The organism is Micromonospora sp. DT228 (genome assembly GCF_049841595.1).
Taxonomy (GTDB): Bacteria; Actinomycetota; Actinomycetes; order Mycobacteriales; family Micromonosporaceae; genus Micromonospora.
Genome location: NZ_JBNCKO010000012.1, coordinates 117726 through 130442, shown reverse-complemented (window position 1 = coordinate 130442; position 12717 = coordinate 117726). Strand labels below are relative to the sequence as shown.

Here is a 12717-nt window from a genome sequence, read left to right as displayed (position 1 = left end):
CGCTGCGCCTCCAAGGTGGATGAGAACCCGGGGTAGCGTGCCTCGTCCAGCTTGGTCAGCAAAATCCGCCGATTGGGCGGTGCATGAATCTGCTAGCCGACAGAACGCCGGACGGTCGGATGTCCGACCTCCGGTGCGCGGCGTTCTGTCAGTGGGCAGAAACGGTCGTCAGCGGCTCCCCCCGGTGGGCTGGCGCAGGTACGGATCCTGCCCGGCCTTCGTGAAGCCGGCCACGGCCGAGGCGTCGTGGTTCATCGTCATGTCGCAGGTCGCCGTGCGGCTGGTCATGCCCGGCGAGTTGAAGTAGATGGCGGCCTTGATCTTCGGGTGCGCCTTCAGCGCGGCCGGGAAGTCCTGGAACCAGCGCTGCTTGGCGCCCAGGTCGGCGGAGTTGAAGTTGGTGCCGAACTCGGCGAGCATCCGGGGCTTGCCGGCGCCGATGCCGTTGGCGTCCAACCAGTCGTAGAAACCGCCGATTGTCGTGCTCGGGCTCTTCCACACCGTGCTGCCGTTGCAGACGTGGAAGTTGTACGGGTCGTAGCCCACCCAGTCGACGTAGCGGTCACCGGGGTAGAGGCCGGCGTACCGCGAGTAGTGCCCCGACCAGCCCATCATCGTCCAGACCCAGACCGCGTTCGTCGCGCCGGCCTTGGCGAACCTGTCGTAGACGTAGCGCCAGGCGCGGACGAAGTCGGCGTCGTCGCCCTTGGCCGGCTCGTCCTCCGGCTCGTGGTCGAAGCCCATGAACACCGGCACGCCAGCCGCGCGGATGCGGCCCGCGACCGCGTCGATCGTCGCGTCCTGCCGGCCACTGTAGATCTCCGACCACTTCATCGTGGTGCCGGCGGAGAAGTCACGGGACTCCCAGGCGAAGAACATCAACCGGCCCTCGCGCATCTGCTGCGTCTCGTAGGCGTCCGGGAAGGCGCCGTTGCTGCCGGCGTTGGAGAAGTCGTGGTAACGGTGCACGATGTCGAACTTGCGCCCGACCTGCGCCTCCACGGTGGTGACGGCCTTGCCGTGGTCCCAGCCGCCGGATGCCCCCGCCGGTGCGTACATGCCCCACCAGGCGCCGCAGGACGGAACGAGCTTGTTCGACACCGACCCACACCGGCCGTCCGGAAGGGTGCCGCTCGGACTCGGTGTCGCGGTCCGGCTCGGCGCGATGGTGGCCGACGGCTTCGGCGCGGCGGTGGTCGGCGCGGCGCTCGGCGGCGGCGCGGGCCGGGTGGTCGTCACCGGCGACGGCTTGGCGCCGATGTCGTAGCTGATCACCAGGCTGGGACGCAGGTCCGCGTTGCGGTTCTCGACCGACGCCCAGTAGACCCGGCTCTCCAGCCCGGACTGGGCCAGCGCGACAGTCCAGGTGCCGTTGCCGGTGACCAGCTTGGAGACGTCCCACTCGTTGGAGCCCTTGGACACGCCTGTCACGCTGTCCAGCGCGGGGCCGGCCGGCGCCGGGGCCGGCCGCGCCTCACGGGCGCTCAGCGGCGTGGCGTGCGCCGTCACCGTGGCGGGGAACTGCTGCCAGGCGTGCATCCGCAGCGTCGCCCGGACGTTCACCGCGGCGGCCGGCACGGTGGTCACCGCGAACTCGACGACCGCCTCGCGGCCACCGCGCGGATTGCCGTCGCACCGGGTCGAGCAGGTGGCCAGCGTCGACTTCGCCGCGTTGTCGCCGTCCTGCGAGACAACTGTCGCGGTGGTGTCGGCGGCCGCCCGGATCGACAGGTCGTCGCTGGCCAACAGCGGCATCATGGTCGCCACGATGCCGGCCACCACGGATCCGCCGACCACCCCGATGGCGATCGCCTTGCGCCGGGGTGCGGAGCGGAACCGGGTGATGCGGTGCAGTCCGTGCCTGGTCAAGGAAACTCCCTGTGTCTGCGTCCGTAACGGTGAGCAGCGTATCCATGACCAGGGCACATCGCGGGAAGGACAGTTTCCCGTAAGCGCGTCTTAACCGTCAGCTAAAGAAGACTGCCCCTGGTCGCCTGTCGCACCGCTTCCCGCATTGCCAACACCGGCGCGGCCACGCCGGTGAACTGCTCGAACTGCCCGACCGCCTGGGCCAGCAAAAGGTCCAGACCGGACACGACCTGCCGGCCGGCCGCGACGGCGGAGGCGGCCAGTGGCGTGGGCCATGGGTCGTAGAGCGCGTCGAAGAACACCGCTCCCGGCCGCCAGTCCACCGCGTCCGCCAGGGGGTCGGCGGCTCCCTTCGGCACCGTGGAGACGGTTAGATCGGCGGCGGCGAGGTGCTGGTGCGCGGCGGCCCAGTCGGCGGGGATCAGCACGACACCGAGTGCGTCCGCCACCGGCCGTAACTCGTCCACCGCCGCCGCACGACGGGCCACCACCGTGACCGAGGAGCAGGCCAACCGCGCGGCGGCGGCCAGCGCGGCGCGGGCCGTGCCACCGGCGCCGAGCACCGTCACGGCAGCGCCGGCGCCCACCCCGGCGTCGGTGAGCACCCGCACCATGCCGGCGACGTCGGTGTTGTCCGCGTACCAGGCGCCGTCGGGACGGCGTACCAACGTGTTCGCCGCGCCGACGGCGACGGCGACCGGTGAGGCGGCGTCGGCCACGGCGAGCGCCGCCTCCTTGCCCGGCATGGTCACCGACAGACCGGCCCACTCCGGCCCCAGGCCGGCGACCAGATCCGGCAGCTCCGCGGCCGCGCACTCGATCCGGGTGTACGACCACCCGGTGAGCCCGGCCGCCGCGTAACCGGCGTTGTGGATCACCGGGGAGAGGGAGTGCGCGATCGGCTTGCCGAGCACCGCGGCCCTACGGGTCGACACGAACACCGCCGGTTGTCGTCACTGCCCTGCCCCCCGTGTGTGTCGGATCGGATGCGGTCAGTCGATGATGCCGGCCGCCCGAGCCTTGTCCTTGTTGCGTTCGTGCTGTTCGGGAGTCTCGGCGAACTCGGAGTGCCCCTGCTTGTCGACAGCCACGAAGAAGACCCACTTGCCCGGCGGCGGGTCCATCGCCCCTTCCAGGGCCGCCTTTCCGGGGCTGTTGATCGGGGTCGGGATCATGCCCCGCAGCTTGCGGTTGTACGGGTTCTTCGGGTCGTCCAACTCGGACTGCGTCATCTGCTTGGACGACTTGGTCGGCTTGCCGATCGACTCCAGGTAGTAGTTGACCGTGACGTCCATCTCCAGGCAGTTGCAGAAGAACTCGCCGTACGCCCGGTTGTAGGCCACCCGGGCGACCTTGCCCAGGTCGTCGGCGTTGCCCGCCTCGGCCTGCGCCAGCGAGGCCACGATCAACGCCTCGTACGGGCTGACCTTGCGCTTCTCCTGCACCGTGTCGGCGAACTTCATCTCTCCGGTCACCGAGAGGAACCGGTTCACCATCAGCTTGAGGATGCTCTGCGCGGTGGACTTCGGCGGGATCTCGTAGGTGTCCGGGTAGAGGAACCCCTCGATGGACTTGACGACCTTCTTGCCGTCGTCGCGCTTGAACCACCAGTCCGGGACGCCGAGCGCCTCCGGGTCCTTCGCCGCGGCCTGGAAGTCCTTCACCGGGATCTTGGTCTTCTCGGAGAGCAGCTTGTAGATGTTCATGCTGGTGCGACCCTCGGGGATCGTCAACCCGTTGACGATCTTGTTCTTCAGGTCGAGCATCGCGGTGACCGCGTTCTGGCCACTCATCTGCTTGCGCAACGTGTACGTGCCCGGCTGGATGTTCTTGCTGCGCGAGTTGGCCTCGGCCGCCTCGATGAACGCCTTCTGGCTCTTCACCACGTCGGCGGCGACGAGGGCCTCGGCCATGTCGGCCAGCAGCGCACCGTTCTTGATCTCGACGGTGATCTCACCGGACCCGGCGCCGTCGTAGTCGGGGGTGACGAAGTAGCTCTGGATGCGGTCGAAGCCGTAGAACGCGCCGCCACCGATCGCGCCCAACAGGACCAGGGCCATCAGCAGAGCCAGGAACGTCTTGCCCCGGCCGCCGCCGGACCCGCCGTTGCGCTTGCGGAAGCTGCGCCGGTGTCGGCCCTTCTCCCCCCGCTCCGCCTCGTCGAACCCCAGGTCCAGATCGTCGATCATTTACGTCCGCCTCCGCTGCGCGTCCAGCCAGCTCTGCAGGATCTCCACTGCGGCCGCCTGATCGACAACCGCACGTTGACGTTTACCTCGGACGCCACGCTCGGCAAGCCTACGAGAGGCGACCACGGTCGACATCCTCTCGTCGGTGAGCGTTACCGGGACGGGCGCTATCACATCGACCAGTCGGTCAGCGTACGCCTTCACGTGGACAGCCGCCGGACCATGCTTGCCGGCGAGATTGACCGGAAGGCCGACGACAACCCCGACGGCCTCGTGCTCGGCCACCAACGCGGCCAGCTCGGCGAGATCGCCCGGCACCGCGTCCGGCGCCGCCGTGAGATCCCGAGCGAGGGTGACCAGCGGCGTAGCCAGGATCCCGTCCGGGTCCGAGCGGGAGACGCCCACCCGCACCTGACCGACATCCACCCCGATCCGCACACCACGCGTCAACTCAACCACCGATGGTCACCACCGGTCGGGCGCGAACCAGGGCGGACCAACCGGCCCGCCCTGGCTGAGAGTGATGGGTCGTCACGCCTCGGTGATCGCCTTCTCGACGGTGAGCAGCAGGTTCGGCGCCTCGGCAGCGGGCAGTCCGCCGCCCTGGGCCAGGTCGGGGCTGCCCCCGCCGCGCCCGGAGAACGCCGCCTTCACCAACTCCGACGCGGCCAGACCCCGGCTGCGCGCGGCCGCGTTGACCGCCACCACCAGAGACGCCTTTCCGTTCGACCGGGCCGCCACCGCGACCACCGCCGGCCGTGCCGCGTCGATCTTGCCCCGAATCTCCTGGGCCAGGGTCCGCACATCGTTGCCGGCCGCGCCCTCCGGCGCCTCGGTGCCCACGTACGCGACCCCGCGCACGTCCTTGGCCTGCGCCGCGAGCGCACCCGCGCCACCCAGCACCAACTGGGCGCGCAGCTTCTCCAGCTCCTTCTCGGCGTCCCGGAGCTGGGTGACGGTCTGCTCCACCCGATCCGCGACCTGATCGTTGGGCACCCGGTACAGCTCGGCCAGCCGGGAGACCAGCAGGTGCTCCTTGGCCAGGAAGCCGAAGGCGTCCATGCCGACGAGCGCCTCGACCCGGCGGACGCCGGATCCGATCGACGACTCGGAGAGGATCTTCACGAGGCCGAGCTGGGCCGACCGCGCCACGTGCGTGCCGCCGCACAGCTCCCGGGCGTAGTCGCCCACCTCGACGACCCGCACCTCCTCGCCGTACTTCTCGCCGAAGAGCGCCATCGCGCCGATCCGCCGCGCCTCGTCCAGCGAGGTGATGAAGGCGTGCACCTCCAGGTCGGCCAGCAGCACCTCGTTCACCTGCTGCTCCACGTCCCGCAGGACGCTCGGCGACACCCCGGTCGGCGTGTTGAAGTCGAACCGGAGCCGGCCCGGCGCGTTCAGCGAACCCGCCTGCGTGGCCGACTCACCGAGGAAGTTCCGCATGGTCTGGTGCACGAGGTGAGTAGCGGTGTGCGACCGGGAGATCGCCCGCCGCCGGGTCGTGTCGATCTCGGCGTAGCCCGCCTCACCGGCGCGCACCTCACCCCGGATCACCCGGGCCCGGTGCACGATCAGACCGGGCACCGGCTGCTGCACGTCGAGGACCTCGACCTGCCCGCCGCCCACCGTGATCATGCCCTGGTCGGGCTGCTGGCCACCGCCCTCGGCGTAGAACGGGGTCGTGTCGAGCACCAACTCGATGGTGTCGCCCTCGGTCGCCGCCTGCCGCGGGCCGTCGGCGCCGAGCAGCGCCCGCACCGTCGACTCGCGGGCCACCTCGCTGTACCCGGTGAACGTCACCGGGCCACCCGAGTCGAGCACCGACCGGTACGCCGACAGGTCGGTGTGCCCGGTCTTGCGGGCCTGCGCGTCCGCCTTCGCCCGGGTGCGCTGGTCGGCCATCAGCCGGCGGAAGCCCTCGTCGTCGACAGTGAGGCCCTGCTCCGCGGCGATCTCCAGGGTCAGGTCGATCGGGAAGCCGTACGTGTCGTGCAGCTGGAACGCCTTCGCCCCGGACAGCGCGGAGCCACCCGCGGTACGGGTCTCGGCGATCGCGGTGTCCAGGATCGTGGTGCCGGCACGCAGAGTGGACAGGAACGCCTCCTCCTCCGCGTACGCGTAGTCCGCGATCCGATCGAAGTCGGTCGCCAGCTCCGGGTACGACGGCGCCATGCAGTCCCGCGCCACCGGCAGCAACTCGGGCAGCGCCCGGTCCTGCCAACCGAGCAGCCGGATCGACCGGATCGCCCGGCGCATGATCCGGCGCAGCACGTAGCCGCGCCCCTCGTTGCTCGGCGTCACGCCGTCGCCGATCAACATCAGCGCCGTCCGGACGTGGTCGGCGATCACCCGCAGCCGCACGTCGTCCGGATGCGACTCACTCGCCACGTGGCCGGAGTGCGCGCCGTAGCGCTTACCGGTCAGCTCGGCCGCCCGCGCCAGGATCGGCCGCACCTCGTCGATCTCGTACAGGTTGTCGACGCCCTGCAGGATCGAGGCCATCCGCTCCAGGCCCATGCCGGTGTCGATGTTCTTCGCCGGCAGGTCACCCAGGATCGGATAGTCGTCCTTCGTCGTGCCCGGACCCCGCTCGAACTGCATGAAGACGAGGTTCCAGAACTCCATGTAGCGGTCCTCGTCGACCGCCGGGCCGCCCTCGCGGCCGTACTCCGGGCCCCGGTCGTAGAACAGCTCGGAGCACGGACCGCACGGCCCGGGGATGCCCATCGACCAGAAGTTGTCCGCCTTGCCCCGGCGGACGATCCGGTCGGCCGGCACCCCCACCGACCGCCAGATCTCGTACGCCTCGTCGTCGTCGAGGTAGACAGTCGGCCAGACGCGTTCCGGGTCCAGCCCGTAGCCGCCGTCGGCCTGCGACTTGGTGACCAGGTCCCAGGCGAGCGGGATCGCGCCCGCCTTGAAGTAGTCACCGAAGGAGAAGTTGCCGTTCATCTGGAAGAACGTGCCGTGCCGGCTGGTCTTGCCGACCTCCTCGATGTCCGGCGTGCGGATGCACTTCTGCACGCTTACCGCCCGCTGGTACGCGGGCGTCTGCTGACCGAGGAAGTACGGCACGAACTGCACCATGCCGGCGTTGACGAACAGCAGGTTCGGGTCGCTGATGGCGGGCAGCGGAGCGGACGGCACCACGGTGTGGCCATTCGCCGCGAAATGGGCGAGATACCGCCGCTTGATCTCCGCCGTCTTCATCGCTGGTGTTCCTCCGGAAAGATGTCTCGATCGCCGATCCGCGGGTCTTCCCGCAGGTCGGCGAATTGATCGTCGAACGCCTCGCCCTGGGCGAACGCCTGGTGGATCTCCTGCTCGCGCTCGGCCATCCCGACCCGCACGTCCTCCACGAAGCTACGCAACGACTCGACGAGCCCGCCAGCGGATTCCGTCAGTGAGCTGGCGATGCCGGCCGGCGTGTACGCCTGCGCGGTCCGGGTCGCCCGGCGGACCACGATCACCCCGACGGCGACCCCGATACCGAGCCAGAACAAGCGCCTCATGTCTCGCTACCTCCTGGTGCGCCGGGCCGGTCAGCTGTTGCCGCGCCGCGCGGCCCGTCGCTGCTGCTTGATGGTGTCGCGTACCTCGCGCTCGGTCTCGGCGTGCCGGCGGCCGGCGGCGGCCTTGCGCACGCCGTAACCGAACGCGGCCACCTTCACCAGCGGGTTCGCGGCCGCGGCGGAGACCACGGTGGCCAGGTTGGCGACGTTGGCGGTGACGTTCTGCGCGTGGCTGGTCATGGTGTCGACCTTCGCCAGCTGGAGGTTCACGCCGTCGAGCGAGGTCTGCACCTGCTCCAGGGCGGTGTTGACGTTCTTCACCGTGGTGTTCACGTCACCGAGCAGGGGTCCGGTCCGATCGTTGAGGTCGTTGATCATCCGGGTGGTGGCGTCCACCGTGTGCCGCAGCCGCAGGATGGGCAGCGTCAGGATGAGCACCAGCACCGCGAACGCGCTTGCCGCGATCAGCGCCGCGATCGCCAAAATGTCGCCCACGCCTGTCCTCCTCAAGCAGAGTTCCGCAGGACCCGACGTCCCCGGAACGCACAACCGTGGCACCCGTGGCGGTCGCCACGCCGTCGGCGTCACCCGTGGCGGGCGAGCCCGCCAGCCCCAGACCCTACCGTCCGTGATGGAGGCCGCCTCACGACGGTGAGGGTGTCAGCTCACCCAGCGGATCCCCGCTGACCGTCGGGAACGGGTCCTCGCCGGTCAGTGACGGGTCGGTGGTCGGCTGCGGCCTGGTCCGCTCGTCGTCGATCGCGTTGCGTACCTTCACCGACACCAACGAGCCGGTGCACTCCGTCGCAGCGGCCGACGGGTCGCCAGAGGGCACGACGGCCGGCTCACCGTCGACCGGCGGCGGCACGCAGGTCGGCTCGCGGACCCACAGGTCGAGGGTCAACTCGTCCCGGCGCCAGCAGGTGTAGCTGCCCTTCGTCTTCTGCTCCGGGCAGCGGCTCACCTTCCACGGCTGCCAGCCGTCCTGGCGCAGCGCGTCCTCGTAGACCTGCGCGGTGTCCGTCGGCGGCTTATCCGAGGTCACGGTGCGCTCCCGCAGCCGGCAGTCGAGCAGGCACCAGCGGCTGCCGCTGACGTCGTCGACGGTCTTGGCGGCGGCCCAGCCCGGCACGTCGAGCTGGTCCAGGTTGTCGAAGACCGGGTCCCGGCTCAGCGTCCGGACGCCGAAGAAGAGCGGCACCGCACCGAGCAGCACGACGCTGACCAGCACCAGCACCGCCGCGCGGAGGCGGCGGCGTTCCCGCAACTGCCGGCGCAACTCGGAGCGGGCACCCGGCGCGGCATCGTCGTCGGGCGTGTCCGGACCGGCCGCGCGCAGCGCGGGCCCGTCGGCGGGCTCGGCTGCCGGCCGGTCCACCGGGCCACCCGGGACCGGCACGGCGGCGGCGGCACGGGCCACCCCGACGGGCTCGCCGGAGCGGCCAGGTGGTGGCACCGGGGCGACGCCGCTCGGGTCGGCGCGGCCAGGCTCCCGGTGCGGCGGCAGGGCACGCCCCGCGGCACGATCGGTCGGCGCGGCTCGGCCGACCGGGGCGCCCCCACGCGCCGGGGATCCGGGACCGGAACCCGGGTCACCGTGCGCCCGGTCGTCGGTAAGCGGCGGTTGCGCACCGCCGGGCGGGCGAACGGCGGCCCGAGCCGGACCATCCGGCCGCGTACGCGGCGGGCCGTCCACAGCCGGTGCGGCGGCGGCCCGAATCGGGCCGTCCCCACCGGGTGCGACGGCGGCCCGAGCCGGACCGTCCGGGCGGGCGACGTCGCGGGGGGCCGTCTCGGTGCCCGGGGCGGGGCGGGGCGGGGCGTCGGCGCCTCGGCGCCCGGCGCCCGGGACCGGCGCGCCACCCGGGACCGCCGCGCCACCTGGGACCGGCGCGCCACCCGGGACGGGTCGCGCCCGGCCGGGCGGGGCGGGGCGGGCGGCGCCGCGCGCCGGTGCGGCGGGACCGGCGCCGGGCGCCTGTCGTCCAGCGGCGTAGGGGTCGTCCGCCGGTCCGGGTCGCCCCGGGCCGTCCGCGCCGGGGTCAGCCGGGGGGCCGGCGGGCCGGCGGGCGGCGGTGCGCTCCGCGGCCGGGTCGGGGACGCCGAGGCGACCGGACGCGTGGTCGACAAGGTCACCCGCACCGTCGGCCGGCGCGGGGCGGCGATCCGCGGCCGGCGGGGTGCCGCCGCGGCGGTTGACCACGGGCAGGCCGGGGTCGGTGTGCGGCAGGCGGCCGGCCTGGCGCAGCCAGTCGGCGGGTCGTTCGGGGCGGTCCGCCCGGGGTTCGCCGCCGGGCGGCGTACGTCGTTCCGGCTCGGCGGAGACGCCCCGGCGGCGACCGGTGCCGTCGGGCGGCGCGACGGTGGGCGTGGCACCGCTGTGCGCGCCGGAGGCCCTGGGCACCGGTGGGGCGTTGCCCGTGCGGGGCACCGGGGGCTCGTCGGGTTCGGCGGCGCGGCGGCGTCCGGCGGCCGGACGGGAGCGCTCGGCGGGACGACGGTCGGTGGGCTCCGGGGCACCCGGGTCGACCGGACCTGGGCGACGCCGCGCGGTACGCGGGTCGCGGTCGATGGCGGGATCGGGTCGCAGGCCGTCCGCGGCCGGCGGCGCGGCGCCGGCCGGCGTGCCGGCCAGATGTGCCGAGCCGGGGGCGGCGGATGGTCCGGTGCCCCGGGACGGATCGGGTGCCGCCGCGGCGCGTCGACCGGGGGGCATCCCCTCGGCCGGCGGCCGTGCACGACCGGGCTCGGCGGACTCCGGACCAGCTCGGCGACCCGCGCCGGCGTCCGGACGGCGCAGCGGAGGCATCGCGTCCGGGTGACCCCCGGCTGCGGCGGCGTCCGGGCGACGGCCCGGCGGAACGGCGGCGTCCGGGCGACGGCCCGGCGGAACGGCGGCCTCCGGACGACGGCCGGTCGGGGCGCCCGAGGTCGGTGGGCCCACGGGTGGGCCGGGAGGAGCCGCCGCCGAACGCGGACGAGCCGGGCCGCCGGGCCCCTCGGGCGTGGCGCGAGACACCGGCGGGCTGGCCGGGTCGCCGCCGACCGGGCGGGCGGCGGGGGGCGCCGGCGGTACGGCGGCACGGGCGCCGGGCGCCGGCTGCACGCCGCGCCGCGCGGGCTGGCCGGGCGCGGCGGGGCCGGCGGCAGACGGTCGGTCGTCCGGGCGGCGGCCCACTGGCGGCGCGTTCCCCGGCCAGGGGGTGTCGACCGGACGCCGGGCGGCGGCACCACCATCCGGGCCGCTCTGGCGCGGGGCAGGCGGCGGCACCGGCGCACGCGCACCGGCAGGCTCGGGCGGGACACCCGTCCGCGGTCCGGAGGGCTCGGCCGGCCCACCCCTGCGCGGCCCGGCGGACTCGGGCGGGCCGCCGTGGGGGCGGTTGGGTTCCGCCGGTGCGCCGTCCGGACCCAGCTCGCCGCGTTGCTGCTTGGCCGAACGGAGGTCGTCGATCCAGCCGAACTCCTCGCCGGCGACCGGCTCCTCCGGCTCGGCCTCGGCCGCGCGGCCTCGACCCCACCGGCGCGTCTTGGCGCGGGGATCGCGCCGCTCGTCCGGGCCCTCGTCCGGGCGGTCCCCACCACGCGATTTCACTGTTGACCCTCTCCTGCGGCGTCAGCGCCGCTGTCCTGCGTCGTGCCGGGGGCGCCGGTGCCCGTCGTCGGGCGGTCGCTCTCACCAGGAGGCGCGGACGCGGTCCGCGCCGTTACCGGCGGCTCGGCTGTCGGCGTGTCCGGACGGGTGGCCGGGGCCGGCAGGCCACGCACGATCCGGCGCAGCACCGGCAGCCGGTTGGCCACCGACCGTTCCGCGCCGTGTGGGCTGGGCTGGTAGTAGTCGGTGCCCACCAGGTCGTCCGGCACGTACTGCTGGGTGACCACGCCACGCTTGTCGTCGTGCGGGTAGCGGTAGCCGGTGCCGTGGCCCAGGCCGCGGGCGCCGGCGTAGTGCGCGTCGCGCAGCCCGCGCGGCACCGGGCCACCGCGGCCGGCCCGGACGTCGGCGATCGCGGCGCCGATGGCGGTGGTGGCCGAGTTGGACTTGGGGGCCGTGGCCAGGTGGATCACCGCCTGGGCCAGGTTGAGCTGCGCTTCGGGCAGCCCCACGTACTCGACGGCGTGGGCGGCGGCGGTGGCGACGCTCAGCGCGCCGGGGTCGGCCATGCCCACGTCCTCGCTCGCGAAGATGACCAGGCGGCGGGCGATGAACCGGGCGTCCTCGCCGGCGACCAGCATGCGGGCCAGCCAGTGCACCGCGGCGTCCACGTCCGAGCCGCGCATGCTCTTGATGAAGGCGCTGACCACGTCGTAGTGGGCGTCGCCGTCGCGGTCGTAGCGCACCGCGGCGACGTCGACGGCCTGCTCGGCCGTGGCGAGGTCGATCCGCCCGCCGCCCAGCGCCGTGGCGGAGGCCGCCGCCGCCTCCAGCGCGGTGAGCGCCTTCCGGACGTCACCGGAGGCGAGCCGGACCAGGTGGTCCTCGGCCTCGCCGGTCAGGGTGAGCACGCCGTCCAGGCCCCGCTTGTCGGCGACCGCGCGGCGCAGCAGGCCCCGGACCGCCTCGTCGTCCAACGGTTGCAGGGTGAGCAGCACGCACCGCGACAGCAGCGGGGAGATGACCGAGAAGTACGGATTCTCGGTGGTCGCCGCCAGCAACGTGACGGTGCGGTCCTCGACCGCGGCGAGCAGCGAATCCTGTTGGGTCTTGCTGAACCGGTGCACCTCGTCGATGAAGAGCACGGTCTGCGGGCCGCCCGCGCGGCGCTGGCGGCGGGCCGCCTCGATCACCGCCCGCACGTCCTTGACGCCGGCCGAGAGCGCCGACATGGCGACGAAGCGGCGGTCGGTCGCACCCGCCACCAAATGCGCGATTGTGGTCTTGCCGCTACCCGGGGGACCCCAGAGGATCACCGACATCGGGGCGCCGCCGGAGACCAGTTGCCGCAGTGGGGCACCCGGGGCGAGTAGGTGGTCCTGCCCGACCAACTCGTCGAGGGTCACCGGACGCATCCGGACGGGCAGGGGCGAATCGTCGGCGACCGCGGTGAAGCCGTCGACACCGGCGGGACCGTCGGGCGCGCTGCGCGACCCGGCGGGTTCACCGAGGGAGAAGAGGGCGTCGGACTCCATCACGAAGACAGTACCGG

The 12717-nt window shown here is 73.2% G+C and carries 9 protein-coding genes; all 9 read right to left on the bottom strand.

Annotation, left to right across the window (positions count from 1 at the left end; all coding sequences use genetic code 11):
* Positions 1–168: 168 nt before the first annotated feature.
* The 9 genes from ACLQ29_RS23480 to ACLQ29_RS23440 all read right to left on the bottom strand — a co-directional run bounded on the left by ACLQ29_RS23480 (position 169) and on the right by ACLQ29_RS23440 (position 12700).
* Positions 169–1869, bottom strand: coding sequence for a glycoside hydrolase family 26 protein (locus ACLQ29_RS23480; protein ID WP_425773635.1), 1701 nt, complete (start codon positions 1867–1869; stop codon positions 169–171).
* Between the two features lie 101 nt (positions 1870–1970).
* A complete protein-coding gene (locus ACLQ29_RS23475) occupies positions 1971–2783 on the bottom strand; it encodes a shikimate dehydrogenase (RefSeq protein WP_393367985.1) in 813 nt (270 codons plus the stop codon).
* 78 nt (positions 2784–2861) lie between these two features.
* Positions 2862–4058 carry an endolytic transglycosylase MltG gene (mltG, locus tag ACLQ29_RS23470; protein WP_425773634.1) on the bottom strand — a complete coding sequence of 399 codons (1197 nt, stop codon included), beginning with the start codon at positions 4056–4058 and terminating at the stop codon, positions 2862–2864.
* Positions 4059–4517, bottom strand: a complete 459-nt coding sequence (gene ruvX, locus ACLQ29_RS23465) for a Holliday junction resolvase RuvX (protein ID WP_425773633.1) — start codon at positions 4515–4517, stop codon at positions 4059–4061.
* Positions 4518–4589: 72 nt separating this feature from the next.
* Positions 4590–7268: an alanine--tRNA ligase gene (gene alaS / locus ACLQ29_RS23460; protein ID WP_425773632.1), complete on the bottom strand. Its 2679-nt coding sequence runs from the start codon at positions 7266–7268 to the stop codon at positions 4590–4592.
* Positions 7265–7570, bottom strand: coding sequence for a hypothetical protein (locus ACLQ29_RS23455; RefSeq protein WP_393367827.1), 306 nt, complete (start codon positions 7568–7570; stop codon positions 7265–7267). Before ACLQ29_RS23455 ends, alaS begins: the two co-directional genes overlap by 4 nt.
* Positions 7571–7600: 30 nt before the next feature.
* Entirely contained in the window at positions 7601–8065 is a 465-nt protein-coding gene (locus tag ACLQ29_RS23450; RefSeq protein ID WP_357254791.1) for a DUF948 domain-containing protein, read from the bottom strand.
* A 148-nt stretch (positions 8066–8213) separates the two neighbouring features.
* The gene (locus ACLQ29_RS23445; RefSeq protein WP_425773699.1) at positions 8214–8909 is read right to left on the bottom strand and encodes a hypothetical protein; all 696 of its coding nucleotides are present in this window, start codon (positions 8907–8909) and stop codon (positions 8214–8216) included.
* A gap of 2252 nt (positions 8910–11161) precedes the next feature.
* Entirely contained in the window at positions 11162–12700 is a 1539-nt protein-coding gene (locus ACLQ29_RS23440) for a replication-associated recombination protein A (protein WP_425773631.1), read from the bottom strand.
* Positions 12701–12717: the final 17 nt, after the last annotated feature.

Excerpts from the sequence above, each read along its gene's own strand:
- ACLQ29_RS23455 (WP_393367827.1), bottom strand. The coding sequence starts at position 7,570 with ATGAGGCGCTTGTTCTGGCTCGGTATCGGGGTCGCCGTCGGGGTGATC.
- ACLQ29_RS23440 (WP_425773631.1), bottom strand. The coding sequence starts at position 12,700 with ATGGAGTCCGACGCCCTCTTCTCCCTCGGTGAACCCGCCGGGTCGCGC.
- alaS (WP_425773632.1), bottom strand. The coding sequence starts at position 7,268 with ATGAAGACGGCGGAGATCAAGCGGCGGTATCTCGCCCATTTCGCGGCG.
- mltG (WP_425773634.1), bottom strand. The coding sequence starts at position 4,058 with ATGATCGACGATCTGGACCTGGGGTTCGACGAGGCGGAGCGGGGGGAG.